This window comes from Streptomyces graminofaciens (genome assembly GCF_030294945.1).
GTDB classification, from domain to species: Bacteria; Actinomycetota; Actinomycetes; order Streptomycetales; family Streptomycetaceae; genus Streptomyces; species Streptomyces graminofaciens.
Map to the genome: position 1 here is coordinate 5,227,374 of NZ_AP018448.1, position 26,050 is coordinate 5,253,423.

The 26,050-nt window shown below is 70.9% G+C and carries 25 protein-coding genes; 9 read left to right on the forward strand and 16 right to left on the reverse strand.

Features of this window, described 5'->3' with window-relative positions; genetic code table 11:
* Positions 1-146: 146 nt before the first annotated feature.
* From SGFS_RS22230 to SGFS_RS22240, 3 genes are all read left to right on the forward strand, one after another.
* Positions 147-1,472 (forward strand): PhoH family protein, encoded by a 1,326-nt coding sequence (locus tag SGFS_RS22230; RefSeq protein WP_286252744.1) that lies wholly within the window; start codon positions 147-149, stop codon positions 1,470-1,472.
* A 427-nt stretch (positions 1,473-1,899) separates the two neighbouring features.
* Positions 1,900-2,592, forward strand: a complete 693-nt coding sequence (locus SGFS_RS22235) for an aggregation-promoting factor C-terminal-like domain-containing protein (protein ID WP_434027813.1) — start codon at positions 1,900-1,902, stop codon at positions 2,590-2,592.
* A 162-nt stretch (positions 2,593-2,754) separates the two neighbouring features.
* Positions 2,755-4,173 (forward strand): AI-2E family transporter, encoded by a 1,419-nt coding sequence (locus SGFS_RS22240; protein WP_286252747.1) that lies wholly within the window; start codon positions 2,755-2,757, stop codon positions 4,171-4,173.
* Here the strand turns inward: SGFS_RS22240 and SGFS_RS22245 are convergent.
* Positions 4,170-4,787: a dihydrofolate reductase family protein gene (locus SGFS_RS22245; protein WP_286252748.1), complete on the reverse strand. Its 618-nt coding sequence runs from the start codon at positions 4,785-4,787 to the stop codon at positions 4,170-4,172. The genes SGFS_RS22240 and SGFS_RS22245 overlap by 4 nt on opposite strands.
* 158 nt (positions 4,788-4,945) lie before the next feature.
* On the opposite strand from SGFS_RS22245, the gene SGFS_RS22250 reads away from it, so the two are divergent.
* Positions 4,946-6,124, forward strand: coding sequence for a HEAT repeat domain-containing protein (locus tag SGFS_RS22250; RefSeq protein ID WP_286252749.1), 1,179 nt, complete (start codon positions 4,946-4,948; stop codon positions 6,122-6,124).
* A 210-nt stretch (positions 6,125-6,334) separates the two neighbouring features.
* Here the strand turns inward: SGFS_RS22250 and SGFS_RS22255 are convergent, their stop codons facing one another.
* Positions 6,335-6,697, reverse strand: a complete 363-nt coding sequence (locus tag SGFS_RS22255) for a hypothetical protein (protein ID WP_286252750.1) — start codon at positions 6,695-6,697, stop codon at positions 6,335-6,337.
* A complete protein-coding gene (locus SGFS_RS22260; protein ID WP_286252752.1) occupies positions 6,694-6,996 on the reverse strand; it encodes a hypothetical protein in 303 nt (100 codons plus the stop codon). Before SGFS_RS22260 ends, SGFS_RS22255 begins: the two co-directional genes overlap by 4 nt.
* A 156-nt stretch (positions 6,997-7,152) precedes the next feature.
* Between SGFS_RS22260 and SGFS_RS22265 the strand changes: the two genes are divergently transcribed.
* Entirely contained in the window at positions 7,153-7,467 is a 315-nt protein-coding gene (locus SGFS_RS22265) for a winged helix-turn-helix domain-containing protein (RefSeq protein ID WP_286252754.1), read from the forward strand.
* A 193-nt stretch (positions 7,468-7,660) separates the two neighbouring features.
* Positions 7,661-7,816 (forward strand): hypothetical protein, encoded by a 156-nt coding sequence (locus SGFS_RS22270; protein WP_286252755.1) that lies wholly within the window; start codon positions 7,661-7,663, stop codon positions 7,814-7,816.
* A gap of 48 nt (positions 7,817-7,864) precedes the next feature.
* On the opposite strand, the gene SGFS_RS22275 is transcribed toward SGFS_RS22270, so the two are convergent.
* The 13 genes from SGFS_RS22275 to SGFS_RS22335 form a co-directional block, all read right to left on the reverse strand.
* Positions 7,865-8,512 carry an OmpA family protein gene (locus SGFS_RS22275; protein WP_286252756.1) on the reverse strand — a complete coding sequence of 216 codons (648 nt, stop codon included), beginning with the start codon at positions 8,510-8,512 and terminating at the stop codon, positions 7,865-7,867.
* Between the two features lie 2 nt (positions 8,513-8,514).
* On the reverse strand, positions 8,515-9,111 hold the full coding sequence (locus SGFS_RS22280) for a hypothetical protein (RefSeq protein WP_286252757.1): 597 nt from the start codon (positions 9,109-9,111) through the stop codon (positions 8,515-8,517).
* Between the two features lie 15 nt (positions 9,112-9,126).
* Positions 9,127-9,744 (reverse strand): pilus assembly protein TadG-related protein, encoded by a 618-nt coding sequence (locus tag SGFS_RS22285; protein WP_350284089.1) that lies wholly within the window; start codon positions 9,742-9,744, stop codon positions 9,127-9,129.
* Positions 9,741-9,953, reverse strand: coding sequence for a hypothetical protein (locus tag SGFS_RS22290; RefSeq protein ID WP_286252758.1), 213 nt, complete (start codon positions 9,951-9,953; stop codon positions 9,741-9,743). Before SGFS_RS22290 ends, SGFS_RS22285 begins: the two co-directional genes overlap by 4 nt.
* 114 nt (positions 9,954-10,067) lie before the next feature.
* Complete coding sequence (locus tag SGFS_RS22295; RefSeq protein WP_286252759.1) at positions 10,068-10,829, reverse strand: response regulator transcription factor; 762 nt, start codon at positions 10,827-10,829, stop codon at positions 10,068-10,070.
* Complete coding sequence (locus SGFS_RS22300) at positions 10,822-12,012, reverse strand: sensor histidine kinase (protein ID WP_286252760.1); 1,191 nt, start codon at positions 12,010-12,012, stop codon at positions 10,822-10,824. The genes SGFS_RS22295 and SGFS_RS22300 overlap by 8 nt, the downstream gene beginning before the upstream one ends.
* Positions 12,013-12,395: 383 nt before the next feature.
* The gene (locus tag SGFS_RS22305; protein WP_286252761.1) at positions 12,396-13,292 is read right to left on the reverse strand and encodes a DUF5936 domain-containing protein; all 897 of its coding nucleotides are present in this window, start codon (positions 13,290-13,292) and stop codon (positions 12,396-12,398) included.
* A 19-nt stretch (positions 13,293-13,311) separates the two neighbouring features.
* On the reverse strand, positions 13,312-14,259 hold the full coding sequence (locus tag SGFS_RS22310; protein ID WP_286252763.1) for a type II secretion system F family protein: 948 nt from the start codon (positions 14,257-14,259) through the stop codon (positions 13,312-13,314).
* A gap of 18 nt (positions 14,260-14,277) precedes the next feature.
* Positions 14,278-15,618: a CpaF family protein gene (locus SGFS_RS22315; RefSeq protein ID WP_286252764.1), complete on the reverse strand. Its 1,341-nt coding sequence runs from the start codon at positions 15,616-15,618 to the stop codon at positions 14,278-14,280.
* A 50-nt stretch (positions 15,619-15,668) separates the two neighbouring features.
* The gene (locus SGFS_RS22320; protein WP_286252767.1) at positions 15,669-16,148 is read right to left on the reverse strand and encodes a TadE family protein; all 480 of its coding nucleotides are present in this window, start codon (positions 16,146-16,148) and stop codon (positions 15,669-15,671) included.
* Positions 16,148-17,764, reverse strand: a complete 1,617-nt coding sequence (locus tag SGFS_RS22325; RefSeq protein ID WP_286252769.1) for an AAA family ATPase — start codon at positions 17,762-17,764, stop codon at positions 16,148-16,150. Before SGFS_RS22325 ends, SGFS_RS22320 begins: the two co-directional genes overlap by 1 nt.
* A 130-nt stretch (positions 17,765-17,894) precedes the next feature.
* Positions 17,895-18,626 carry a Flp pilus assembly protein CpaB gene (cpaB, locus tag SGFS_RS22330; protein ID WP_286252771.1) on the reverse strand — a complete coding sequence of 244 codons (732 nt, stop codon included), beginning with the start codon at positions 18,624-18,626 and terminating at the stop codon, positions 17,895-17,897.
* 229 nt (positions 18,627-18,855) lie between these two features.
* Positions 18,856-19,716, reverse strand: coding sequence for a hypothetical protein (locus tag SGFS_RS22335; protein ID WP_286252773.1), 861 nt, complete (start codon positions 19,714-19,716; stop codon positions 18,856-18,858).
* Between the two features lie 351 nt (positions 19,717-20,067).
* Between SGFS_RS22335 and SGFS_RS22340 the strand changes: the two genes are divergently transcribed.
* The 3 genes from SGFS_RS22340 (at position 20,068) to SGFS_RS22350 (ending at position 25,790) form a co-directional block, all read left to right on the forward strand.
* Positions 20,068-20,730 (forward strand): RNA polymerase sigma factor, encoded by a 663-nt coding sequence (locus SGFS_RS22340; protein WP_286252774.1) that lies wholly within the window; start codon positions 20,068-20,070, stop codon positions 20,728-20,730.
* On the forward strand, positions 20,727-21,761 hold the full coding sequence (locus tag SGFS_RS22345; protein WP_286252776.1) for a CU044_5270 family protein: 1,035 nt from the start codon (positions 20,727-20,729) through the stop codon (positions 21,759-21,761). The genes SGFS_RS22340 and SGFS_RS22345 overlap by 4 nt, the downstream gene beginning before the upstream one ends.
* Before the next feature lie 252 nt (positions 21,762-22,013).
* Entirely contained in the window at positions 22,014-25,790 is a 3,777-nt protein-coding gene (locus tag SGFS_RS22350; RefSeq protein ID WP_286252778.1) for a BTAD domain-containing putative transcriptional regulator, read from the forward strand.
* Positions 25,791-26,050 lie beyond the last annotated feature (260 nt).

Consider the following 26,050-nt stretch of genomic DNA (forward strand, 5'->3'; position numbering starts at 1 on the left):
GGAGGCCCTTTGCACCAGCCCGATCGTGCGGTCACAGCACGGACGAAGCAGCGGAGGGCCGGTCACCGGCCCGTGCAACGGCGCCGACGACCGGCCCAGTTCGAACCCGTCGCTCCCCGACCTCATCCGAGGGGGTACGTCCTTCCGTGGTGACCAGCACAAAGCGCCGTATGCCAGACCGGCGCACCTACGTCCTTGACACCAGCGTCCTGCTGGCCGACCCGAATGCCCTGAGCCGCTTCGACGAGCACGAGGTCGTGCTTCCGATCGTCGTGGTCACGGAGCTGGAGGCGAAAAGGCACCATCCCGAACTCGGCTATTTCGCCCGGCAGGCCCTGCGCCTGCTCGACGAGTTCCGGGTCCGGCACGGCCGCCTCGACGCCCCCATCCCGATCGGGGATCTCGGTGGGACCGTCAGGGTCGAGCTCAACCACTCGGACCCCAGCATCCTGCCGACCGGCTACCGCCTGGGGGACAACGACTCCCGCATCCTCGCGGTCGCCCGCAATCTGCAGGCCGAGGGCTTCGACGTCACCGTCGTGTCGAAGGATCTGCCCCTGCGGATCAAGGCGTCCTCCGTGGGCCTCCTCGCCGAGGAGTACCGCGCGGAGCTGGCCATCACGGACGCCTCCGGCTGGACCGGCATGTCCGAGCTGACCCTGCCGGGCGAACAGGTCGACATCCTCTTCGAGGAGGGGACCGTCTACGCCCCCGAGGCCAGGGACCTCCCCGTGCACACGGGTCTGACGATCCAGTCGGAGCGCGGCAAGGCCCTCGGCCGGGTGTCGCCCGACGGCAACATCCGTCTCGTCCGGGGCGACCGCGAGGCCTTCGGCATCAAGGGCCGCAGCGCGGAACAGCGCATCGCGCTGGATCTGCTGCTCGACCCGGACGTGGGCATCCTGTCGCTGGGCGGCCGGGCCGGCACCGGCAAGTCGGCGCTCGCGCTGTGCGCGGGCCTGGAGGCCGTGCTGGAGCGGCGTCAGCACCAGAAGGTGATGGTGTTCCGGCCGCTGTACGCGGTGGGCGGGCAGGAGCTCGGCTATCTGCCGGGCTCCGAGTCGGAGAAGATGAGCCCCTGGGCGCAGGCGGTCTTCGACACGCTGTCGGCCGTCACGTCGCGCGAGGTCATCGAGGAGGTCACCGCCCGCGGCATGCTGGAGGTGCTCCCGCTGACCCACATCCGCGGGCGCTCGCTGCACGACGCCTTCGTGATCGTCGACGAGGCCCAGTCCCTCGAACGGAACGTCCTGTTGACCGTTCTGTCCCGAATCGGCGCGAATTCACGGGTCGTTCTGACCCATGACGTGGCCCAGCGGGACAACCTGAGGGTCGGCCGGTACGACGGGGTGGTCGCCGTGGTCGAGAAGCTGAAGGGCCATCCGCTCTTCGCCCATGTCACGCTGACCCGGTCCGAGCGCTCTCAGATCGCGGCACTTGTGACCGAAATGCTGGAGGACGGACAGATCTGACCGCCCCGATCACATAGGTCAACTTCTGTCACCGAATGACCGATTGGCGCCGTCCGGCAAAGGCGATGAGCCTAGCCGGGCGGCGCCTCGGCATGTGCGGCTTTCCGTGAATCCCTTGAGGCAAACGAGGTGTGAGCTTTCACACGTAACTCAGAATTGCCTTGCGGCGTTGGGTTACGGCAGAGTCTCACTTCCGTCAGGCCCCGCATACGACACAGCTGTACCCCCAGCGGTACGGAACAACAAAAGCACCACGGTCAACTCCATAACGCCGTCGTATGCCGCCCGAGCACCACGTGGCGCTCCCCGCGAGGGAGTTCCCACCGGGCCCGCGCCTCCCGTGACCCCGTAGTTGGGAGGCCAGCGTTCAGGGGCACGATTGCGTCCGCCAGGGTCACCGAAGCGGACGATGCTGGAAGGAACCCGTGTGAGCCGGATTTCGGTCCGGGGATTCGCAGTGGCCTCGGCCACCGCGGTCACCGCAGTCGGAAGTGTCGTCGGCGTTGCCTCCGGCAGCACCGCACAGACCACGGACGACGCCGAGGCGGTCGCGAACGACACCACGCTGCTCGCCGACATACCTGTCGGTGAACAGGCGCAGGTGCAGACCGCGTCCCTGACTGCCCAGGCCGACGCCCAGGCGATCGCCGCCGACGCGAGCGCCCGCAAGGACGCCGAGGAGTCCGCCCGCAAGAAGGCGGCCCAGGACGCGATCGACAAGCAGAAGGCCGCCGAGAAGGCCGAGCAGGACCGCAAGGCGAAGGAAGAGGCCGAGGCGAAGTCCGAAGCGGCCGGTTCTCTCGGTGACATCCCCGTCCAGGGTTCGTACTCCATCGCCGAGATCCAGGCCATGGCGAAGCAGGTCGTCGCGAGCGACCAGTGGACCTGCTTCAGCAACATCGTGAACCACGAGTCCACCTGGAACTACAAGGCCGTCAACCCCTCCTCGGGTGCCTACGGTCTCTTCCAGGCGCTGCCCGGGTCCAAGATGTCGTCCGCCGGTTCCGACTGGCAGACCAACCCGGCCACCCAGATCAAGTGGGGCCTCAACTACATGGAGTCCCGCTACGGCAGCCCGTGTGAGGCCTGGTCGTTCTGGCAGGCCAACCACTGGTACTAGGCCACACACGACCGGCCGCGTCGACCGCACACCGGCCGACCGCCGCTCAACCTTCTGGAGCCCCGCACCGTCCTTCGGTGCGGGGCTCTTGCCATGTACGGTCGGAGCCGGCGACTCCAGGGGGGAGTGGTGAGCGGGAGCAATGGGGGAAGAGGACGGATCATGTCGCGAGTGCCAGGGTGGCTCGGCCGGCTCGGTGCCGAGCTGAGCGGATGGGGTGAGCGGCTGGAGCGACGCCGCGCCGAGATGGAGTCCGAGGAATCGGAGCGATCGGAGCGACCGGAGGGGTCCGGAAAGGCCGCGAAGACCGGGGCGGAGCCCCACGAAGCGCCCGGGGAGCCGTCCGCGAAGCCGGGAGGGGCCGCTGCGCGCCCCACGGGCTCCCCCGCCGGGACACCGGCCGCCGAGCACGTTCCCGCGCCCCCGTCCTACGCCCCCGCCGTGCCCGGCCGCCCCAACCCCGCGGAGGTCGTGCCCTGGGGGGTGCGGGTCGCGGCCGAGGCGGGCTGGCGGCTGCTCATCCTCGCGGGCACGCTCTGGGTGTTGATGCGGGTCATCAGCTCCATCCAGCTGCTGGTGCTGTCGTTCGCCGCCGCGCTGCTCATCACCGCGCTGCTCCAGCCGACGGTGGCCTGGCTGACCCGCCAAGGCGTCCCGCGCGGCCTCGCCACGGCCATGACGGCGATCCTCGGCTTCGTGATCATGGGGCTGATCGGCTGGTTCGTCACCTGGCAGGTCATGGAGAACGTCGACGACCTCTCCGACCAGATCCAGGACGGCATCGAGGAGTTGCGGGGCTGGCTGCTCGACAGCCCGTTCCATGTCACCGAGGACCAGATCAACGACATCGCCACGAACCTGCGCGAGGCGATCAGCGACAACACGGACGCGATCACCTCGGCGGGCCTGGAGGGCGTGACGGTCATCGTCGAGGCGCTCACCGGCATCCTCCTGACGGTGTTCTCCACGCTGTTCCTGCTCTACGACGGCAAGCGCATCTGGCAGTGGACCCTGAAGCTGGTCCCGGCGGCGGCGCGGCCGGGTGTCTCGGGGGCGGGCCCGCGCGCCTGGCGCACGCTGACGGCGTATGTGCGCGGCACGGTGGTGGTGGCGCTGATCGACGCGATCTTCATCGGCCTCGGCATCTACTTCCTGGACGTCCCGATGGCCGTCCCGCTGGCCGTCTTCATCTTCCTGTTCGCCTTCATCCCGCTGGTGGGCGCGGTCGTCTCGGGTGCGCTGGCGGTCGTGGTCGCGCTGGTGACGCAGGGCGTGTTCACCGCCGTGATGACGCTGGTGGTGGTCCTGGCGGTCCAGCAGATCGAGGGCCACATCCTGCAGCCGTTCATCCTGGGGCGCGCGGTACGAGTGCATCCGCTGGCCGTGGTGCTGTCCGTCGCCGCCGGTGGCATGGTCGCGGGCATCGGCGGCGCGGTGGTGGCCGTACCGCTGGTGGCGGTCGTCAACACGGTGGTCGGCTATCTGCGGACGCACTCCCATGAGGCGGAGCTACGGCATTCGCCGGCGCCGCGGGGGGCGACGGCGGTGGGTGCCTCGGGGGACGGGGCCGACAGGACCTAGGGCTGACCGGAGTCGGCCTGCGTGGCGGCCTCGGTGGTGCTTTCGGCGGTGGCGCGTTCGTGGTGCAGGAGGACGACGCCGTTGCCGAAGGTGCGGGACTCGACGAGTCGTAGGCCGGTCGGGTTCATGACGTCGGCCTCCGGGAAGGGGCGCCTGCCTCGGCCGATGAGGACCGGGTGGACGTAGATCCGGTACTCGTCGATCAGGTCGTGCCGCATGAACGTGGCGGCGAGGTCGGCCCCGCCGAGAGCCAGGTCGCCGCCCTCCTGCGCCTTGAGCGCCTCGATCTCGTCGACGACGACGTCCCGCACGATCGTCGTGTGCCATTCGGCCCGGTGCAGGGTGCGGGAGAACACGAGCTTCGGCATGTTCCGCCAGATGGCGGCGAAGTCGGCGACGGGGCGGAGGACGCCCGGCTCCCGGTCGGCCGTCGGCCAGTAGTCGGCCATCAGCTCGTACGTCACCCGGCCGCTGAGGAAAGCACCCATGTCCTCCAGGACTTCGTTGAAGTGCATGTGCAGTTCGCCGTCGACCAGGTGCCAGTCGATCTCGCGGTTCGGGCCCTCCATGTAGCCGTCGAGGGACACGGACATCATCAGGACGATCTTTCGCATGGGGCTGGCTCTCCGTGCTCCCGGTGGCGGTTCTCAAGGAGAGGATCGCGCGGTGGCGGCCCGGGCGCACGGACGTGGGCCTCGGGCACGGAATTCGGTCGCTCGTGTCGCCGAGCCCCCCTAGGGTTCGCCGGATGGGCGTTCGAAGGGGAGCCGGGTTGGCTGATGGTGGGGCGGCGCTGGTCGAGGCCGTACGACGTGGTGATGTGCGTGCGGCAGTGGAGGCGCTCGGGGGTGGGGCGTCGCCGGAGACTGTCGACGGGGACGGGGTCACGGTCCTCGGACTGGCCGCGCGGAACGACGACGCGGCGATGGTAGGGGCCCTCTTCGAAGGCGGTGCCGATGCGAACGGGCTGTCGAGGGGCGGGCTGACCCCGCTGATGCTGGCGGCGGGCGCGGGCGCGTACCACGCGGCGGAGGAGCTGCGGGGCAACCGGTCCTATGTGGCGCTGCGCGACGAACGGGGCCGCAGCGCACTGGACTTCGCGGCGACGGGTGCCGAGCGGGAGCCGGACGAGCCCGGGTATCTGATCATCGTCACCGACCTGGAGAAGTACTTCGGCAAGCGGGCCGGTTTCGCGGAGGTGATGCGGCGGGCGCTGCTGTTCGGGGACCCCGACAGCGACATCTGGCTCACGGCGCGCTGGACCCTGGACGGCTATGCGGACGACGAGACGGTGGACGGGGCGCGGGAGGCGCTGAACAGTCCCCGGGCGCCCGAGCGTTACTTCGCGGCGGAGCTGCTCGGCGGCTTCTGCTTCATGAACACCTCCCTGCGCAACCAGGCGCACCGGATGCGACAGGCGGCCGAGCTGCTGCGGGCGCGGCTGGCCGTGGAGGAGCACCCCGCCGTCCTCGCGGAGCTCATCCGCGGGGTGGTGATGGAGGCCGAGTTCGCCTACGCCGCCCGGGAGATCATGCGGCATGTCGGCCATCCGCACCCCGAGGTGCGCGCCGCGGTCGCCTGCGTGCTCGAGTTCTCGGCGGAGCCGGAGGACCGCGACCTCCTCAAGGCCATGCTCACCCTGGCCCGCGACCCGGACGCCGACACCCGCCGGTACGCCGTGGCGTCCCTGGCCTACCTCGCCGACGGGCCGGCGGCCGTCCGCACCACCCTCCGGCGCGCCCTGTACGACCCCGACCCCGCCGTCGTCCTCCACGCCGCGTGCGCGCTCGGGAAGCGCGGGCGGCCGCTGCCCTTCCGCGCCGAGCAGATCGTCGTACGCGACTATGTCGGCCGGGAGGGGGAGACCCGGTACTACGCGGACTCGGCCCGGGTCGTCGAGCAGTGGCCGAAGGAGCACTTCTGGGATGTGCGGGATTCGTTGGCGGAGTGAGGGTGGGTGGGGCGGCACTCTCCTGATCTTCTCGACTCACGCGTTGGGGCGCTGCCGGAGCTCTTCCTCATCAGGAACGACACCGAACGCCCGACCGAGCAGTCCGATCACCGCTCGACGAGACTGCCCGGCCCGACGGCCGCCTCATGGGTGCCGGAGTCCACCGGCGCCGTCGTCAGGTGACTGGACGGCGCCGGGGCAGGGGGACTGTCAGGACTGCCGGGCCTCTCGGCACCTCGGGCAGGTGCAGGGCGGGAAGGCCGCCGACTGCGGGGTGGGGTCGATACGGCTGCCGGTGCAGACGTGGACCTCGGCGCGGTCCTGGGTGGTGCTGTTGTCCGACGTCGCCTTGTACACGCGGATCGTCATCCGGGACTGTCTCGGGGCGGGGTCCAGAGGTTCCAGGGCGTCGGCCGGGGGCGGGTAGTGCTCCGCGCACTCCGGGCAGGCGTAGACGGTGAAGCCTGGGCCCGTCGCGGCGTGCTCCTCGTGGACCACGACCGGTGTGCTGGTCATCCGCTGGCAACGGGCGCACATACGGATCGGGCGACGGCGCGTGGAGGGCTTCTTCATCGGGCGGCTCCTACGCGGACTCCGTGGATGTGGTGCGGGCCGGTGTCGATGCCGAGGGTGGCCAGGCAGAGGGCGCGGCGGCGTTCGCGTTGGAGGCGGCGTTCGTCCTGGGTGAGGACGTAGGGGCGTACGAGTGGGGACGCGCTGCCGTCGATCAGCTCGGTGAAGAGGGCTGGGGGCGGGGTGATCCGCAAGGCGGGATGGGGTGCCGCCAGGGTTTGAGCGCGGTGACGGCCGCGCGGGTTCGGCATGACGATGCTCAGCATCCACAGCGCGGCTCGGACGGTAAAGTCCAGCATGTTGACGCTCCTTTGCAGCGTTGGCCATGCCCCGGGACGTTGCCTCGTCGCCGGGGTCTTTGCGCTTGCAGCCTACATTGCTACGCATGTCAGTGCATAGCAGTATGTAGCTTCGCACCCATCGCTGCAGCTCAGGACTGTTTTACGGTGGTTGCTATGGCAGTGGACTCAGGAGATTCGCCGATCGACCCAAACAAGATCGCGTACGTCTACATGCAGGTGGCCGACCACATCGCCGCCCGGATCACCTCGGGAGCGCTGAAGCCGGGAGCACGACTACCCGGCGAACGGGATCTCGGCGCCGAGTACGGAGTCGCGTATCTGACTGCCCGCCGCGCCATCCGCGAGCTACGCGAACGCGGTCTCGTGGTCACGCTCCCCGCGAAGGGCACGTTCGTCGCGTACCCGCAGGAGCAAGGGTCCGGCAGCGATGACCCGGAAGCCGGGATCGCCCCCTCCTCCACCCCATAGACCTCCCCGCGAGCAATTACCACTTATCGCGGCGGTCAAGGCACGCGTGGGCACGCGTGTGTAGCGCTGAGCAGTCTGACCCTGATCGAGGCACGGCACTCGAAAGTCCGTATGGACCGCCTTCGCTGGGGCACGCCTCCCGGCTGGAGGTCCTACCTGTCACGACGCCGTCACCTGGCGTGCCATCGACCTGTTGCGGAACGCGAACCTGCACGGCCACAAGTACGCGATCGACTCCGTGGTGGCCTCCACGGCTCTGGGCTACTCCGGGCCCCGCATCGTCGTCACCTCCGACGCAGACGACATGAACAAGCTCTGCGGAGACCGAGCTCGCGTCGTAGGTGTGTGACGGGCGGAACGGTGGCCGGACGGCCGGTCGGCCGTTCAGGCATCAGCTCTACTCGCTCGCCGTCCCGCTCTCGTCAGTCGTCCCCCCGGTCCTCGGGAACGACACCTCCACCCGGCGGTTCTTGCGGCGGCCCTCCTCCGAGGAGTTGTCGGCGATGGGGTAGTCCTCGCTGTAGCCGCGTACCTCGAAGGTGATGTCGCCGCCCAGGTCGCCGGCGAGGAGGTCGTGGACGGCCTCGGCACGCTTCTTGGAGAGGGTCAGGCCGTGGGCGTACGAGCCGAGGTTGTCGGTGAAGCCGAAGACGCGGACCTTCACCGCGTTCTGGGACTTGATCTCGTCCGCGATCGCCTGGATGCGTGAGCGCGCCTCCGGGTTCAGCTTGGCGCTGTCCTTGCCGAAGAGGACTTCCGCCTGGAGCGCGAAGGTGACGTTCTCGTTCGTGTCCTCGCGGCGCTCCTCGCCGCCGAGGTCCTCCACGACCGACTTGATGTCCAGGACCTTCGCGGGAGCGAGTGTGGCACCGTCGGCCAGCTTCAGGCCCGGGCTGTTGGCGTCGACCTCGGGGGGTGGGGAGGTGGTGACGGAGCCTGGGGGTTCGCTGGGGTCGTCGGACGTGTCCGCGTACGCCGGGGTCGTGAAGGTGAGGGCGACCAGGACGGCGAGGGCGGCCGTGGCTCGTGGGGTGAGGGCGGCCATGATCACTCGCCCTCGGAGAGTTCGATGGAGGCGGGGGGCATGGAGCCGACTTGGAAGTCCACGGATGTGGTGTCTTCGGGGGGTGCGGGGAACTGGGCGAACCAGTCCGTCGTTTCACCGGCCTTTACACCACCGGTGAAGCGCGTGCAGAGGCAACGCCCTTGTGTGTCACGGAGGATGAGGTACTTCTTCTTCCCTTCTTGGTCCACGAGATTCGCACCGGCGACGGACGATGCGTTGCCCCGCAGTTCGTTCTCGTCACCGCGCCAGTCCGCTGCTGTCCACAGCCGGGAACCGTTGTTGGTCACCGTTCCCGACACCGTCACAAAGCCCCCGGAGTCCCGCACGGCCGACGTGACGACGAGCGAGATGTCGCCGTCCTTGGACTCGGCGAGCACCTTGTTCTCTTCGGGAGCATCCGATGCCTTGCCCCCGGAGGAGTCGTCCGAGGTCGTGGTCGGCGTGGACGAGGACGTGTTCTTGTCCGCCTTGTCGTCGTCTCCTCCCCCTCCGCAGCCGGCCACCGTGAGGACCAGCCCGGTGGCGAGCGTCACCGTGGTCAGAGCCGCGCGGCCCCTCTTGGTGTACCGGAGTTTCATGGACTCAGCTTCCTTTCACTCGGCCAGACGCACAGAGAACATTACGGACGCGTCAGGGAGGTCGTCCGGATCGAAATCTTCGGGGTCGATGATGACGGTTTTACCGTCGCAGACCAGTTCCAAAGGATCAGCGGGATCGGCGTCCGGGTCGAAATCGCAGCGCGGTTGAACCACGGCCGTGGCGCTGGCCAGGGCCGACATGCCCTCGGTGCCGGGGATGATCGACTCTCCGACGGTGTAGTTCGTCTCGACCTGAACCGAGAACCCCGGGAAACCATCCACCTCGGTGGGCTGGGCACCGCCCTGGACGGTCGCGTCGTTCTCGGCGGCCAGTTCCTGGGCCGCGGCGGACGCGCCGTCTGCCGGGAGCCCCACGTCGTTGAGGTCCAGCCAGTCCAGCCAGTCGTCCTCGTCGCCGTCGATGACGTCCCCCAGGTCCAGCAGCAGCTCGTCTCGGGCCTGTTGTGCCGCCGCCAACGCCGCAGCGTCCGCCGCGGATTGAGCACCATTGCGGGCGGACGCTGCCTGGGCGAACGCGAAGAAGGCAAAGCCGGCGAAGAGCACGATCGCCGTCAGCCATATGTAGATGGGAAGGGTCGACCCTCGATCACTCCGAAGGTGCGCAGAGATCAGCCGCCACCCACGACGTCCGCGACCGCCTGTCCGATCGCTTCCGAGATCTGACCATCCAGCCCAAGTCCGTCGATCATCACGAAGATGCCCGCCACGATGATCATGATGCCGGCGTACTCGACGAACCCCGCGCCCGCGTCCCGCCCCTTGCCCCGCATGCGGGAGACGACGTTCGTCTTCCATGTCTCGAACCGGTTCCTCGCACTCATGGCCCTTGCCCTCCCGCCCGATGCCGGTAACAACCGGATCACCGTACGTGAGGATCACCCTGTCGCGGGTGGGCCCAGGGGCCCAACTTCCCCCACCCGTCCCGGTGGACGGATTCATCGGCTCCACCCCTCCCGGGCCGTGCCCAGCCAGTGGGCGATGGCTTCGCTGCGCGAGGAACTGTGCAGTTTCGCGAAGATGCGGTTGATGTGGTTCTTGACCGTCTTCTCGCTGATGAAGCAGGCGGAGGCGATTTGCTGGTTACTCATACCGGATGCAATGAGGTCCATCACCTCCACCTCCCTTGAACTCAGGCCGTAGGACGGTTGGTTGGAGCGGTCAACACGGTACGACGACTGTGCCACAACTGATTGCAGCTGCGAAGAGTGGTCGTGACTTTCGTGTGAAGGTTTGTAGGAAACGCCGAGCGAAGTTGAGACAGCGGTGGAGGCGGAGGAGGAGATAGTCGGGCGGCCCTCCCTCAAGTCCCGAACGGCCTCGATCAGTTCGGGGGCCGTGAAGTCGCCGTGGACCAGGTAGCCGACCGCGCCCTGGTGCAGGGCCTCGGCCACGACCTCGGGTTCCGTGCTGTAGGTCAGCATCATCACGGGGGCCAGCGCGGCCAGTTCGGGGAGCGCGGTCAGGCCGTCCGTGCCGGGCATGCGGACGTCGAGGAGGACCACGTCCGGGTCACTTCGCCGTGCCTCTGCCACCGCCTCCTCGCCGTTCGTCGCCTGTGCCACGACCTCGATGTCGGGGTGGCCGCCGAGCAGCGCGGCGAGGCCTGCGCGGACCACCGGGTTGTCGTCGGCGACGAGTACGCGGAGGGGGTGGGAAGCGGGGAGTTCCTGGTCCGGGGCCTGGTTCGGGTCAGGCATGGGCGGACTCCTGGGGCTGGGGGAAGGGTCGGGGGGCGGGGGCGGCGGGGTGGGCGAGCGGGAGGTGCAGGGTGACTTCCGTGCCTGGTGTGGTGGGTGTGCCGTCGTCGGGGGTCCCTCGGGTCAGGGTCAGTGCGGCGCCGGTCGACTGTGCTCGTTCCGCCATGCCCAGGAGGCCGAAGTGGCCGGAATTCGCCGCCGCTTCGAGGGTGGCCGTGGGGGGCAGGCCTACGCCGTCGTCCTTGATCGTGAGGTGGAGGCTGTCCGGGGAGACGGCCAGCCGTACTTCCGCCTGGGTCGCCCGCGCGTGGCGGTGGGTGTTCTCCAGGGCCTCCGAGACGATCGCCAGGAGGTGGCGGGTGGTGTCGGCGGGGAGGGGCGGGGGTGGGGGCCCCTGGTGGGTGAATGTCGTGGGGATGCCTGTGCGGGACTCGAAGTCCGTCGCCCTTGTCGTCAGTCCGGTCGTCAGGGCCACGGGTGTGGGCGTCGTCAGGTCCGTGTGGCGGCGCAGGTCCGTGAGGAGGTGGCGGGACTCCGTGGCGGCTCGGCGGGCTGCCGCCGCCATCAGGGTCGCCTGTTGGCTGACGACCGCGGGGTCAGGGTCCGGTCGGCCCGCGGACTGTGCGAGTGCCTCTGCCGCGAGGGAGAGGCCGTGCAGGGTCTTGGCGACCGAGTCGTGCAGCTCTCTGGCCAGGCGGGCGCGCTCGGACTCGACCGCTTCCGCCACGGCCAGGCGGGACGTGGCTTCCGAGAGGGCCTGGGTGGCCGTACCGAAGCGGAACACCAGGTTGCGGAGGGTGACGCCGATGATGCCGGCGGCGGCGCAGAAGCCGGCGATGAGGAGGGTGCTGGCGCCTGTGCCGGGGTGGTGTTCCCAGGCCCGGTGGACCGTGACGAGTACGGCGAGTTGGAGGCCGGTGAGGACACCGGCGCCGCGCCAGCCGTAGAGGAGGCCGGAGAGGAGGGGGGTGCAGACCGTGGCGTAGGCGAGGGGGGAGGCCGGGGAGGCGGTGAGGAGGAGGACCGCGCCGAAGAGGAGGTCCAGGGCCATGAGGGTGGGGTGGGCGAGGAGGCGGGGGGCGAAACGGTCCCAGTCCCTGAGCATGGCGTACGAGATGGTGATGCCGAGGACGGCGGCGGTGAGGACCGCGTAGCTCGGGGGGCCGTCGGTGGTGTTGGCCATGGCGAAGGGGGTGCCGATGGCGAGGGTGGTGAGGCGGACGGCGAAGGTCTGTCGGGAGAGGGATTGGAGGGCGTTGAGTTGGAGACGGAGGCCTGGTGGGGGTGGGGCGTCGTCTTGTAGGTAGCCGGTGCCGGGGGGTGAGGTGGGCCGGGGTCGGGAGTGCTCGCCGGTGCCGGGGCTGGGCGGGGGGAAGTCGTGCGGCCCGGCGCTTACAGGGTGCCGCTGCGCCCACCCGTGCCGCCCCAGCGGCACGACTGCCCGCAGCTGCGACAGCGTTAGGCCGTGGAGGCCAGCTGCGCCCTCTTGCCGCTGTCTGGACAGGTGGCGCCCCAGTCGCGTGGCCTCCCGCAGCTGGGACAGGCGACGAGTGAGCCGGTTGCCTCTCATCGGCCCAAGATCTCGCCGAAGTTCGTGCCCGAGCCCAGGAACATGCCCGTGGCGATGAGGATCATCGTGGCGGGGAGCATGAAGATCAGAGTGACCATGGTGGCCTTGGGGATGGTGCGGGCGGCGCGGCGACGGGCGTTCTGGGCGTCTGTGCGGCGCATGTCGGCGGCCAGTTGGATCAGGGTCTCGGCGATGGGGCTGCCCAGTTCCTCGCCCTGCTGCAGTGCCGAGACGAACTGGGCCACCTGTTCCGAGGTGTTGCGTTTGCGGAGTTCGTCGAAGGCCTGGCGGCGGCTTACGCCCATGTCCATCTGGCGCAAGGTGATTCTCAGTTCATCCGCCCACGGGCCCTCGTACTTGTCCGCCACCCGGTCCAGCGCCTGCCGGAAGCCGAGGCCCGAGGAGACCACGACCGCGAGGACGTCCAGGAAGTCGGGGAGGGTGCGGTCGATGACGTCCTTGCGTTCGCGGACCGCCTGCCAGATCGCCGCGTCGGCGGCCAGCAGGCCGAAGGCGAAGGTGAGGGCGGCGATGAGGGGGCGGCCGTTGGTGAGGAAGACCAGGCCCATGAAGGCGCCGAAGAAGCCGTAGACCGCGCGCCGGGCCGCGTATCTGTTCAGCGTCAGGCCGCCCGGGTTGCCCGCCATGTCGATGCGGCGGCGTTTCGCCTCGACCCCGCGGGGGCCCATCAGGCGGAGTACGAGAGGCGCGAAGCGCATGCCCAGGCGGTCGATCGCCGAGCCCGTCTTCGATACCCGGGTGGCGCCCACCTCCAGGGCCAGGGCCAGGTCCGCCGGAAGTTTCGCGTCCGCCCGGATCATCCGGATGCCGAGGAGGACACCCGCGACGGCCACGGCCATCAGCGCGGCGAGGAGCAGGGGCAGTGTCGTCATCTCGCTCTCGTCTCCCCTCTCACACTTCGATCTTGCCCAGGCGACGGATGACGAAGAAGCCGACCGTGTAGAGCCCTATCGAGATCAGGACCAGGGCCTGGCCCAGGGGGGAGCCGGTCACTCGGGCCAGGGCTCCGTCGTTCGAGGAATTGATGAGGAGGAGGGAGCCGAGGCCCAGGAACGGGACCGTGAACGCCGTCGCGTTGACTTCGGAGAGCATCGTGCGGACCTCGCGCCTCGTCTCCTTCCTGTCCTCCAGGGTCTGGGTCAGGTTGCGCAACGAGCTCACCACCGAGCCGCCCGCCTTGTTCGACAGCACCAAGGTCGTGACCAGGACGATGAGTTCGCGGGACGGGAGTCGTTCGGCCAGTTCACCGAGGGCGTCGTCGACCGACCTGCCCAGCGTCAGCTGGTCGGCGACCCTGGCCAGTTCCTCGCCCGCGGGGGCCTCCAGTTCCTCCGCCGCCATCGCCAGTGCCGTACGGAGGGCGAGGCCGGCGGCGGTGGCGTTGGCGAGGAGGCGGGCCACGTCCGGGAGCTGGTTGATGAAGGCCTCGATGCGTTTCTGGCGCTGCCAGTTGAGGAAGATGGCCGCGCCCCAGACGCCGACCGCGCCCGCGATCGGGCCGAAGAACGGGGCGAGGGTGGCGGAGGCGATCAGCCAGAGGGCGATCACCAGCATGGTGACGTAGGTGACGAACTCCCCCGCCGTGAGGTCGAGGCCGGTCGTCGTCAGCCGCAGGTGGATCGTGCGGCCGAGGCGGGTGCGGCGCAGCCGGCGGTCGACGGCCGCGAACCGGCGTACGCGGCCCGTCGCCGTCCGCGGCGGACCGCCCGGGTGGCCGGCGAGCCGGTCGGCCAGGGCGCGCTGCTGGGCGCGGCCGGACGCGTACGTGTGTACGCCCGCGACGGCGAGCGTGCCGCACAGGACGGTGGCGCCGAGGGCCAGCAGGGTGGGGTTGTCCATGGTCGGGTTCTCTCCGGCCTATCCGATGGCCTGGCGGGTGTCGAGCGCGTCGATGGCCTCCGCCACCCCGTACGCCGGTGGCAGCGGTTCGTTGGCCACGTACAGCTTCTCCGCGATGGGGCGGGGCACCGGGAGGTGCTGGAAGTGGCCCTTGACGACGCGGTCGGCGCCGAGGGGCTGCGGGACGAAGCGGGAGACCGTGGCGATCCGGAACTGTTCGCGGCCGTGCGAGACGAGCAGCGTGATCTCGGTGATCTTGCGGGAGCCGTCGGCGAAGCGGGTGAGCTGGACGACCACGTCCACCGCCGAGTTGATCTGGTCCTTGAGGGCCTCGAAGGGGATGAGGACCTCCGACATGGAGCCGAGGGTCTGCAGCCGCATGAGGGCGTCCTCGGCGGTGTTGGCGTGGACCGTGGCGAGGGAGCCGTCGTGGCCGGTGGACATGGCCTGGAGCATGTCGAGGGTCTCGCCGCCGCGGACCTCACCGACGATGATGCGGTCGGGGCGCATGCGCAGCGAGTTGCGGACCAGGTCGCGGATGGTGATCTGGCCCTTGCCCTCGACGTTCGGGGGGCGGGATTCGAGGCGGATCACGTGCTCCTGCTGGAGCTGGAGTTCGGCGGAGTCCTCGATGGTGATGATGCGCTCGTGGCGTGGGATCAGACCGGAGAGCGCGTTGAGCAGGGTGGTCTTTCCGGTGCCCGTACCGCCGCTGACGATGACGTTGAAGCGGGCGCGGACGAAGGCGGCGAGCAGCATCAGCATCTGCTCGTCGAGCGAGCCGAGGCCGATCAGCTCGGGGAGGGTGTAGGCGCGCGGGAAGCGGCGGATGGTGAGGGTCGGGCCGGTGAGGGCCAGCGGCGGGATGATGACGTTGACGCGCTCGCCGGTGGGGAGACGGGCGTCGACCATGGGGTTGGACTCGTCGACGCGCCTGTTGACCGTGGACACGATGCGCTCGATCGTCTGCATCAGCTGGTCCGTGGACGCGAACCGCATCGGCAGCTGTTCCACCCGCCCCGCGCGCTCCACGAAGATCGAGTCGGGGCCGTTGACCATGATCTCGGTGATCGACGCGTCGGCGAGCAGCGGTTCGAGGACGCCCAGGCCGAGGGCCTCGTCGACGACACGACGGATCAGCTGGGAACGCTCCGCCGAGGAGAGGACCGGGCCTTCCCGGCTGATGATGTGGCCGAGGACGCGTTCCAGGCGGGCGCGGCGTTCGGTGGCCGCGAGGCCCGACATCTCGGCGAGGTCGATCTCTTCGAGGAGCTTGGCGCGGTAGACGGCCACGAGGTGTCCGTCCTCGCGTCCGGCTCCCCCTTCGTCGGGGGCGGCGATACGGGATCGCAGGCTCATCTCTTCGTCAACTCCTCTCGGTGGTGGGGGTGTTGTTACCGGGGCCGGGCTCAGTCGTCGTTGTCGTTGTCGTTGTCGTTGGGCATGGTGGCGCTGCGCTCGATCGTCGGGATGTCGAGCAGCGGGAGGATGGAGGGGACGGTGACGACGACCGTCGCGGTCGTGGTCTCGCCGCCGCCTCCGGGCGCGTCGACCTCGGGGTTCAGCCAGCCGCTGACCGAGGCCTGGCCCGCCGCGACGCCGTCCTCGCCGAGCGAGGCGGCCCGGGCGGCGGCCCGGGCGGCCGTACCCGCCTGGTTGACGCCGTAGCCGACGAGCCCGAGCTGGATCACGCCCAGCGCGACGAGCATGAGGATCGGGAGGAAGCCGGCGAACTCCAGGATGGCGGCGCCCCGGTCGGCGCGGAGCCGACGCCCGTGCGCCGATGGCGCCGGATGCCCACGCACCGACCGCGGCCTGCGTCCGTACGCCGGTCTCACCCGGCGCCCGTGCCCGTCCCCCGGCCGCAGCCGCCCGACGAGGCCCCTCATCAGTCGTCCCCCTCCAAGGCCGCCCCCGCCTCCCCGTCGACCGACCATCCGGCGTCGAAGCCCGGGAAGAACAGCGGTACGTCGGCGCTGACGCGGGCCCGCATGACCGGGCCGTCCACGTCGCAGTCGATGTCGGCGCCGCTCCAGGCGCCGGGGAGGTTCTGGCCGCCGGCGGACTGGCAGGCGCCCGCGACATCGCCGTCCACGGCGTACGCGGCGGTGGCCGCGCGGGCCGCCTCGTCGGCCGCGTTGCCCGCCAGGGAGTACGTGTAGCCGTACAGCGCGCACTGCCAGAGGATGGTCATCACGACGAGGAGGAGCGGGAAGATCCCGGCGAACTCCAGGGTCGACGAACCCCGGTCGCCGCCCTTCCGGCGGAGCACCAGCGCACCCCGGTCCGAGGAGGCCTTGCGGCGGCGGCCGCCTCCTCCCCCGCCCTCCGGCGCGGCCACCAGCTCCAGCTCGCCCGCCAGCGCCCACAGCGCCTGCTTGACCGTGGAGCGGGCGTCCAGGTCCTGCAGTCGGCCGGCGTCGACGACCGACTGGAGGTCCTTGAAGGCGGCGGGTACGGCGTTGCGGGCCACCTTCGTGCCGGTGACCTTCTCGACCAGCGACGGCTGGAGCTCCGTACCGCGGGTGTGCCGGTTGACGACGGTCAGGGTCTCCTCGGCCTTGCGGATCTGGAGGCGGTCCCAGAGGCGGACCATGCGTTTGGCGGCGCGGACGGCGACGACGTCCGGGGTCACCAGGAGCAGCGCGTGGTCGGCGGTCTCCACGGCCGCCGCGGTCGCCGCGTTCATCTGGGAGCCGCAGTCGACGATCACGACGTCGTGGCGGGAGCGCAGGGTGCCGAGCACCTGGCGGGCGACCCGGTCGGTCACCTCCTCGCCGCGTTCGCCCTCGCCGGGGGCGAGGAGCAGGGAGACGCCCGTGTCGTGGGCGTACACCGCCTCCTGCAGTACGCGGGGGTTGATGTCCGTGATCCCGGCGAGGTCGGCGACCGAGCGGCGGAACTGCACGTCCAGGTAGGAGGCCACGTCACCGGACTGGAGGTCGAAATCCAGCAGCGCGACCGTACGGCCGGACGCCCGTGCGGCGAGGGCCAGTTGGACCGCCGTGACCGTCGCGCCCACGCCGCCCTTGGCGCCGCTGACCGTGACGACGGTGCCGCCGGGGCCGGTGTACAGCTCGGGGGTGTTGCTGCCGAGGTGGCGGCGCATGCCGGCCGACCAGGCGGCGGCGGCCTGGACGCGTTCGGCGAGGGCCTCGTAGGAGAGGGGGAGGTTGACGATGCCGCGGGCGCCGGAGTCCATGGCGGCGGTGAGGACGCCGGTGCTGGTGTCGGAGGTGATGAGGACGACGCCGACCGCCGGGAAGCGGAGCACGAGGTCGCGGACCAGGTCCAGCGCGGGGACGGGGCCGATGCGTTCGTGGACGAGCACCACCTCCGGCAGCTCGTCCAGCGACTCGGCGGCCAGGCGCGCGAGGGTGTCGAGCAGGGCGGTGGAGTCGGGCACGGGCGGGGCCGGTTCGGCGTCCGCGAGCTGGCCGAGCAGGGTGGTGAGGGCGCTGGCCGAGTCGACGTCCCCGGCTGCGGGGAGGATGCGGATGGTCATCGGCACGTCCCCGTTCGCCACTCACCCGTATGGGACATTCCTGTCCCCCGCGCAACTGTCCTACACACCAGCGTCCTGCGCACCCGTGTTCGACACATCCTCGCGCGGACGTCCCGGACCGACCTCGACCTCATCGCGTGGCCTCTTTCTTGTCCTCGTCGAGGGTGTACGAACGGTCGTCCGGCACGACGTCCGTGGAGTCGCCGCTCGCGACCAGGGCGAGTCGGACGTGTTCGGCGAACGACTCGGCGTACGCGACGCGCTGGGCGTCGGCGGTGTCGAGCGCGAAGGTGATGGGGACGGCCTCGGTCGCCGTACGGCGGCGCTCGCTGCTGGACTGGCCCGACTCGAGGGCGGTCAGCTTGCCGACGTCGATCACGCGGGCGTCGGTGACCAGCAGCTTCGACGTGTCCTTGCCCGAGTCGCTGTCCTTCGACTCGAACGTGGCGTAGATGTTGACCCGCGAGCCCGGGTTGATCTTCCCGGCGACACCGGTCGACGCGTCGATCATGATGGCGATCTCCTGCTGCCCGGGTTCGAGTTCGGGCGAGTCGACGACCATGTCCGTCTGGAGCAGCGAGCCCTTCTTCAACTGGGTGACGGCGATCTTCCCGCGGATGTCGGAGAGGTCGGTGACGGCCGTGCCGGACAGCCACCGCTTCGGCATCGAGATCTTCTCGAACTGGTCCGCCGACAGCGCCTTGTACGGCGCGATGTCGCTCTTCAGCCGGTACGCGGTCACCTCGGGCCCGACCTTCGAGTTCACGTCACGGACCACGGAGAGCACACCGGCGAAGGCCGCCAGGGCGCACAGGGCCGAGAGGACCAGCAGGATGACGCCGCGGCGCTGGCGTGAGTTCATGACTCGGACAACCTCGATCGGACGGTGGGGACGGACAGGTCGAGCGGTCGAGCTGTTCTGCGGTCAAGCGGTTCTGCGGTCGAGCGGTCAAGCGGTTCTGCGGTGGAGCCGATGACGAACTGGCTGATACGGACTGGCTGTACGTGCTGGCTGTACGGGCTGACTACGGACTCGCTCATACGGACCGGCTCATACGGACCCGCTGGTCATGCGGTTGTGGCGGCGCGACTCATGTGACCCCTCGCGGCAGTGCCCGTACCGGATCGGACTCCGGCTCCCGCAGCGGTGCCGCGCAGAACCCACAGCGGTCGCCGATGAGTTCGAGCCCGCACCAGTGGCACTCCTCGCGGCGTACGGACGAGACCAGTTGGTAGAGGACGGAGACGTCCGACAGTCCGGCGGCGAACTCGACGAGCTTTCCCGTCCCCCACCAGCGCGTGGAGCCCTCCGGCAGCGGCACGGTCGCGACGCCCTGCACCTGCCAGGCGGGCGCGAGGGTCGCGGTGACCCAGTCGGACGGCGGCTGCGGCCCCTGGGCGACCAGCAGCCGCGTACCGAACTCCGGCCCGGCCGGCGGCTCCTGATCGGCACCGTTCAGCCGTACGAGCTGGGGGCGCGGGCCCGCCAGTACGGCGAACCGGGCGCCCGGCAGCCAGGACTTGGCGTGCGACTTCAGCGTGACCGGCACCCGGTCGAGCTTGGCGACGGAGCCGAGGAGGGCGCCGGCGTAGATGTAGTGGGCGAGCAGGCGTACGGAGGAGGCGAGCACGCCCGGGCTGAAGTCGCACACGGAGAGCTGGCGCAGCTGCTGGGCCAGCAGGGCGAGGCCGAGCGGCGGCAGGTCGACGCCGAGCAGGGCGATGCGGTCGCTCTCCAGCACGGAACGGACGGTGTGCAGCCGCCGGGTGAGTTCCGGTTCGTCGGAGGACGAGTGGAGGGCGATGACGTACCCGTGCTGCTCGATGAGCGTGTGCATGCCGATGAGGGACGTTTCGAGCGTTCCCTGCGGCTGTACGACCGCGGGCGGGGTCTGCCGGTCATGCGGTGGGAGCACCAGATCGGAACTGGTGACGGCTATCGCGGTCGGCACGCTGCACACCACCCCGTTCACTGCGGCCGGTGGTCGACCACCGCCTCAGTTGGCCCCTGTGACATCAGCACCATATCCACGGCATGCCCCGATCAACACCGAATCTCCTTGATCAACTCACCGAAGGTACGGGCCGTATCCACACAGAGTGAGACGCATATGCCTCAACTCGGCAGGTCGGAGCAGGGGTTGAGGTCACTTGAGGTCACCCCGAAGGGTTACTCCGAGCCGGCGCGGAAGCGTTGACGAAAGAGCACCTCCTCCCCCGCGTCACGGCTGTGGCGCACGTCACCGGAACCACCCGCGCCTCGCGGAGAGGCAAGGGTGTGAGGTGTTTGAGGTGCATGCGAGATGAGTGACCCTTTGCGGGTACGGATACGGGCGGGCGACCGCGAGGCCTTCGCGGAGGTCTACGAGGAGTACGCCCGTACCGTCTACAACCACGCCTTCCGGCTGACCGGCGACTGGTCGACCGCCGAGGAGGTGATGGGCGACACCTTCCTCGACGCCTGGCGGGGCCGGGAGCGACTGGAGCCGGACGGCGGCACCGTGCTGCCGTGGCTGCTGGGCATGGCGACCAACAAGGCCCGCAACGCCAACCGCGGCGTCGGCCGCCGCCTGGCCTTCCTGGCCCGCCGCCCGGCGCCGGACCCCGTGGCCGACTTCGCCGACGAGACCGCCGGACGCCTCGACGACGCGCGCCGACTGGCCGCCGTACGGCAGGTGTACGGGCGGCTGCGGCGCTCGGAGCGGGAGGTGCTGGCGCTGTGCGTGTGGTCCGGGCTGGACTACGCGCAGGCGGCCGAGGCGCTGGGCGTCCCGGTGGGGACGGTGCGCTCCCGGTTGTCGCGGGCGCGGGCGCGGCTGGGGCGACTGGCGGACCAGCAGCTGAAGGAGGAAAGCCCAGGAAGCGGGAGAAAAAGTGTGGAACCACCTCGTCGTCGCGGAGAGGTAATCGGTGAGGCCGCGTTCGCGGCCCGTCCGCTCAAGGAGATTCAGGAGGGATCCCGATGAACGACGCGCACGAGAAGCTGGCCCGCCTGCTTCCGCCCCCGCCCGAACGGGATCTCCCGCCTGGTCGCCACGACCATCACAAGGACCGTTTGATGCAGCTCATCGACGACGATCAGACCACCGCCCCTGCCGCTGGCGCCTCCGCCCCCGCCGTGTCCGCCCCCGTCCGGCCGACGCGCCGTCGGCTGCCGCGCCCGGCCCTGTGGCTGCCCGTCGCGGCGCTCACGCTGGCCGGGGCGCTGACCGCCGGCCTCGTCACACACCTGGACTCCGGCTACGGGGTCGAGTCGTCCCGCGCCGAGAACGCCGTGGTCCTCCTCGACCGCATCGCCGATGTCGCCGCGAAGACGGAGGTCACGCCCGTACGGGACGACCAGCTCGTGTACGTCAGGATGCTGACGGCCGGGGCGGAGGCCAAGGATCAGGACAGCCCGTGGGTGCCCGGGGAGCTGCACGAACTGGAGGAGTGGGTGTCGCAGGAGCCGGGCCCGGTCAAGCAGCTGGCCCTGTCCTACGAGGAAGGCGACTACTACCCGAGGCGGGAGCTGCTGCCGCCGGGCTCGCCCGGCACCCCGGCGGGGATCGACCGGCCCACGTACAAGTGGCTGGCCTCCCTGCCCACCGACCCGGACGACCTGCTCGCCGAGCTCTACCGGCTGAGCAAGCCGATGGACGGGGAGGAGAAGGCCCAGGTCGTGTTCGACCGGATCGGCGAGCTGGTGGGCACCACGGTCATGCCCCCCGAGACCGCCGCCGCGCTGTACGCGGCCGCGGCGAAGCTGCCCGGGGTGACACGGATCGAGGACGCGGTGGACCCGGCCGGACGCCACGGGATCGGCATCCGCCGGGTCGACGAGCGGCTGTCGTGGGCCACCGAGTGGGTCTTCGACCGGGACAGCCTCATGTACCTCGGCGAGCGCAGTTATCTGGCCGAGAGCGGCCCGACGGGCAAGAAGGGGACGGTGCTGGCGGAGACCGCCGTTCTGGAGCGGGCGATCGTCGACGAGTACCGGGAGCGGCCCAAGGCGTAGGACGGCGGGGGCCGTTGGGGGCCGTTGGGGGCCGTGCACGGAGGTGCTCGCTGACGCCGCCGGCGACCTCGCGGCCCCCCGGTCCCCGTTCCCCCGATCCCCTGATCTCCCCGCGGACTCGTTCCGCGCGGTCGCGGCGGCGTCTGGGTTCGATGATGACCGGGGCGTCTGGTGAAAGCCTTGTCGAAAGCTTGTCGGACAGACATCGGAGTGACACTTGTTCGTTCGACATGCGCCTGATGTGATGACGCCGTGACGGAGTTTCTGCTCCTGGGCCCCTTGGAACTGAAGGTGTCCGGAGGGGTGGTGGAGGTGGGGCCGCCCCAGCGGCGCACGCTGCTGGCCGCCCTGCTCGTCGACGCCGGACGCCCCGTCCCGCTGGAGACGCTGATCGACCGGGTGTGGGGCGAGGAACCGCCCGACGAGGCCCGCGCCTCGCTCTACTCCCATGTCGCCCGGATCCGCCGGACGCTGGCGGAGGGCACGACGACCGCCACCGGTGCCGTACCCCGTCTGCTGCGCCGGGCCGGCGGCTACCTCCTCGACGTCGCTCCCGACCGGGTCGACCTGCACCGCTTCCGTGGCGCGGTGGAACAGGCCGCCGACCCACAACTTCCGTACGCGAAACGCGCGTTGCTGCTCCGCGAGGCCTGTGGGCTGTGGCGCGGGGAACCGTTCGCCGGACTGCCGGGGGCGTGGGCGGCGCGTACCGGGGAGAGCTGGCGGCAGCGGTATCTGGACGCCGTGGTGCTGTGGGCGCACGCCGAACTCCGGTGCGGCAACCACGCGGCGGTCACGGGCCGGCTGGCCGAGCTGGTCGCCGAGTATCCGCTGGTCGAGCCGCTGACCTCGGCGCTGATGCGGGCGCTCGGCGCCTCCGGCCGCGCCCCGGAGGCGCTGGCCCGGTACGCGGAGCTGCGCGCACGGCTGGCGGAGGAGCTGGGCACTGATCCCGGGCCGGAGGCGCGGCGGGCCCATCAGCTGATCCTGCGGGGGGAGGTGCCGGGCGTACGCGGTGACAGCGCCGTGGTCACCATGGGCGGCGGCGCGTCGGACGTGGGTGTCGTGGCGTCCGGTACGGCTGCTGCCCCACCCGAGCCCAAGAAGTCGGGCCCTGGTCGCCCCCTGGTGGGCCGCGACGCCGAACTTGCCGTACTCGAACGGGCGGTCACGGAGTGCGCCGAGGGCTTCGCGCGGCAGCGGCGAGGCGCCGGCCCCCGGGTGCTGGAGCTCGCCGGGGAACCCGGTATCGGCAAGACCCGATTACTGGACGAACTGGCCGAACGGGCCCGGCAGCAGGGCCTGTTGACCCTCACCGGCCGCAGTGTGCAGTACGACCGGGCGACACCGTACGGCGCGTTCGTGGACGCCCTCGACGACCAGCTGGCGGCCACCGGTACCGTCGCGGGACTTCCGCCGGCCGTGGCTCACCACCTCGCCACCGTCTTCCCGTCGCTCGGGCTCGGGCTCGGGCTCGACGGCGACGGTACGTCTCCGGGCACGGCCCGCGCCGAACGCTACTGGCTGCACGGGGCGATGCGTTCGCTGCTGGAGACCCTGGCCGGCCCCCATGGTCTGGTCCTCACCCTCGACGACCTGCACTGGGCGGACGAAGGCACCGTGGAGCTGATCGACCACCTCCTGCGGCATCCGCCGCGCGCCCCCGTGCTCCTGGCCCTCGCCCACCGCCCCCGCCAGCTCCCGCCCCGTCTGTCCACGGCCCTGTCCCGGTCACGGGCCGAACACCGTTCGGAGCGGCTGGAGTTGGGCCCGCTGTCGTCGACGGACGCGGCCCGGCTGTACGGCGAGGGGCTGGGCGCCACCCACTGGCAGCAGCTGTACCGGGCCTCCTCCGGGAACCCGCTCTACCTCGAAGCGCTGGCCCGCCCGCGCACATCACGGGCCCTGACCACCGGGCCACCCGCTCTCCCCCTGACGGACATCGCCGATCTGCCCTCCGCCGTACGCGACGCCCTCCTGGCCGAGCTGGAGGGCGTGTCGCCGCAGGCCCGCAGGACCGCGCGGGCCGCGGCCGTACTGGGCGACTCCTTCACGGCGGAGACGGCGGCGGCGGTGGCGTACGAAGGCGGGTACGGAGGCGGCTACGAGGGCGGTGGTGACGTGGTCCTGGACGGCGAACCCTCCCCTGCGGACTCCCTCGCCTCCCTGGACGAACTCGCCGCGCACGATCTGATCCGCCCGGCGGACGCCGACACGCCCGGCCGATTCCGGTTCCGTCACCCGCTCGTACGGGCCGCGGTGTACGAGGGAGCGGGCGCGGGCTGGCGGATCGGCGCGCACGCCCGGGCCGCCCGGTATCTGGCGGCGACCGGGGCGCCGCTCACCACCCAGGCCTTCCATGTCCAGCGGTCGGCGCAGCCGGGTGACCGCCGGGCCGCGGATCTGCTGGCCCGGGCCGCCCGTACGGTCCTCACCGTCGCCCCGGCGACCGCCGCGCACTGGACGGCGGAGGCGTTGCGGCTGCTGGGCGAGGAGGGCCGGCAGCGGCCCGACCTGTGGTTCCAGCAGGCCACCGCGCTGGGCACGGCCGGCCGGCTGCGGGACAGCCGTGAACTGCTGCGTACGTTGCGGTCGTTGCTGCCCGTGCGGGCGGCCGAGGACCGCGTACAGGTGACGGTCTCGCTGGCCACCATGGAGTGGATGCTCGGCGACTACGACGAGGCCGTACGGCTGCTGCGCGGCGAACTCACCGCCCAGGACGGCCCCCGCCCGCACGACGGCCACACCGGCCCGGCCCTCCCCCGGCTCGACCACTCGGGCACCCCATATCTCGAAGCGGCCCTCGCGGCGGTGGCCCAGCGCACCGACGACTTCTCCGCGGCCCTGCACTGGAGCGAACGGGCCCTGCAGTCGGCGGAACGCTCCGGCGACCCGGCACAGGCGGCGACGGCGAGGGGCCTGCTCGCCCTGGCGTCCACGTCCACGGGCCACCACGCCCAGGCACTGCACCACCTGAACGCGCTGTGCGGAGCGCTGGACGCCCCCGGTGACGACAGACGGCACGGCGACGGCGACGACGTCGGTGGCGGGGCGGCTGGGGCGCTCGGCGGCGCGGACACTGCCGGGGACGACGAACCGCAGTACATGGACTCCCTGGTCCTGACCGGCTGGACGGAGTTCCTGCAGGCCCGCTACGCGTCGGCGCTGAGGCATCTCGACCGGGGGGTGGCGCTGTCCCGCCGTACCGGCAACAGCATGTTGCTCACCGACCTGTTCGCCGCGTCGGCGTATGTGAACCTCCAGCTCGGCGACCTGGACGAGGCGGCGCGCTGCGCGGACGCGGCGCTGGAGGCGGCGTCGTTCGTGGGCAGCGACGAGGCGTCCTCGTTCGCGACGGCCGTGCGCGCGGCCGTCCAGCTGTGGCGGGGCGACATCCCGGGCGCGCTGAAGACCTTCCAGGAGTCCGGCCTGGACCGCCACGCCGACGAGAACGCGCCCGAGCCCACCACGATCAGGGCGGCGGCCCTGGGCGTCCTCAGCCACACGCTCCTCCTGTCCGGCGACCCGGAGAGCTGCGTCCGCACGATGGTCCGCAGCGGCGGCGGCCCCGCCCTCCCCCGCTTCGAGGCTCCGGTCCGCCCCCTGTGGTACGCGGTCCTGACCAGCGCGGAGCTGGCGCGGGGGAACGTCACGGCCGCCGCCGACTGGGCGGCCCGCTCGGCCGCCGCGACGGACCCCGAAGGCCCCCTCCATCAACAGGCCTTCACGGCCCTCTCCGAGGCGGAGGTCCACCTGGCCCGCCGCGCCTTCGCGACCGCCGCCCACCACGCCGCTCGGGCGGCCACCACCTTCGCCACGTGCCGGATGCCGCTGTACGAGGCCATCTCACACATCACGGCGGGCACGGCGCTGACATCACTGCCGGACCGTTTCGCGGAGGCCGGGTCCCACCTGGACCGGGCGAGGGCCCTGGCCCGACGCTCGGGCGCGTACGGCCTGTTGGCGTGGGCGGACCATGTCCGCGCGGGGCTGCCGACCGTCAAGGCGCCTGCGGGTGGGGAGTGCTGAACGACAGTCGGCGGGCGTCTTCGCAGCCAAGGGTTCGGCTTTGCGGCAAAGGGTTCGGCGTTGCAGGTGGCGGCGGGCCGGTGGAATGATCGCACGCATGTCTGATCACGGGGGAGAGGGCGGGTCGGCCGAGGGTGTGCGCCGGTCGAGGATCTTCGAGTTCATGGCTCCTGCGGCTGTGGTCGAGAAGGCGGCCGGGGCCGCTGAGACGGTCGCCGTGGAACCCGTCTCCGAGCCGTCGCCCTCGGAGTTCCCGGAAT

Coding starts and splice junctions, on each gene's coding strand:
- SGFS_RS22240 (WP_286252747.1), top strand. CDS start 2,755: ATGTCGCGAGTGCCAGGGTGGCTCGGCCGGCTCGGTGCCGAGCTGAGC.
- SGFS_RS22245 (WP_286252748.1), bottom strand. CDS start 4,787: ATGCGAAAGATCGTCCTGATGATGTCCGTGTCCCTCGACGGCTACATG.
- SGFS_RS22255 (WP_286252750.1), bottom strand. CDS start 6,697: ATGAAGAAGCCCTCCACGCGCCGTCGCCCGATCCGTATGTGCGCCCGT.
- SGFS_RS22260 (WP_286252752.1), bottom strand. CDS start 6,996: ATGCTGGACTTTACCGTCCGAGCCGCGCTGTGGATGCTGAGCATCGTC.
- SGFS_RS22265 (WP_286252754.1), top strand. CDS start 7,153: ATGGCAGTGGACTCAGGAGATTCGCCGATCGACCCAAACAAGATCGCG.
- SGFS_RS22275 (WP_286252756.1), bottom strand. CDS start 8,512: ATGGCCGCCCTCACCCCACGAGCCACGGCCGCCCTCGCCGTCCTGGTC.
- SGFS_RS22280 (WP_286252757.1), bottom strand. CDS start 9,111: ATGAAACTCCGGTACACCAAGAGGGGCCGCGCGGCTCTGACCACGGTG.
- SGFS_RS22290 (WP_286252758.1), bottom strand. CDS start 9,953: ATGAGTGCGAGGAACCGGTTCGAGACATGGAAGACGAACGTCGTCTCC.
- SGFS_RS22295 (WP_286252759.1), bottom strand. CDS start 10,829: ATGCCTGACCCGAACCAGGCCCCGGACCAGGAACTCCCCGCTTCCCAC.
- SGFS_RS22300 (WP_286252760.1), bottom strand. CDS start 12,012: ATGGCCAACACCACCGACGGCCCCCCGAGCTACGCGGTCCTCACCGCC.
- SGFS_RS22305 (WP_286252761.1), bottom strand. CDS start 13,292: ATGACGACACTGCCCCTGCTCCTCGCCGCGCTGATGGCCGTGGCCGTC.
- SGFS_RS22310 (WP_286252763.1), bottom strand. CDS start 14,259: ATGGACAACCCCACCCTGCTGGCCCTCGGCGCCACCGTCCTGTGCGGC.
- SGFS_RS22315 (WP_286252764.1), bottom strand. CDS start 15,618: ATGAGCCTGCGATCCCGTATCGCCGCCCCCGACGAAGGGGGAGCCGGA.
- SGFS_RS22320 (WP_286252767.1), bottom strand. CDS start 16,148: ATGAGGGGCCTCGTCGGGCGGCTGCGGCCGGGGGACGGGCACGGGCGC.
- SGFS_RS22325 (WP_286252769.1), bottom strand. CDS start 17,764: ATGACCATCCGCATCCTCCCCGCAGCCGGGGACGTCGACTCGGCCAGC.
- cpaB (WP_286252771.1), bottom strand. CDS start 18,626: ATGAACTCACGCCAGCGCCGCGGCGTCATCCTGCTGGTCCTCTCGGCC.
- SGFS_RS22340 (WP_286252774.1), top strand. CDS start 20,068: ATGAGTGACCCTTTGCGGGTACGGATACGGGCGGGCGACCGCGAGGCC.
- SGFS_RS22345 (WP_286252776.1), top strand. CDS start 20,727: ATGAACGACGCGCACGAGAAGCTGGCCCGCCTGCTTCCGCCCCCGCCC.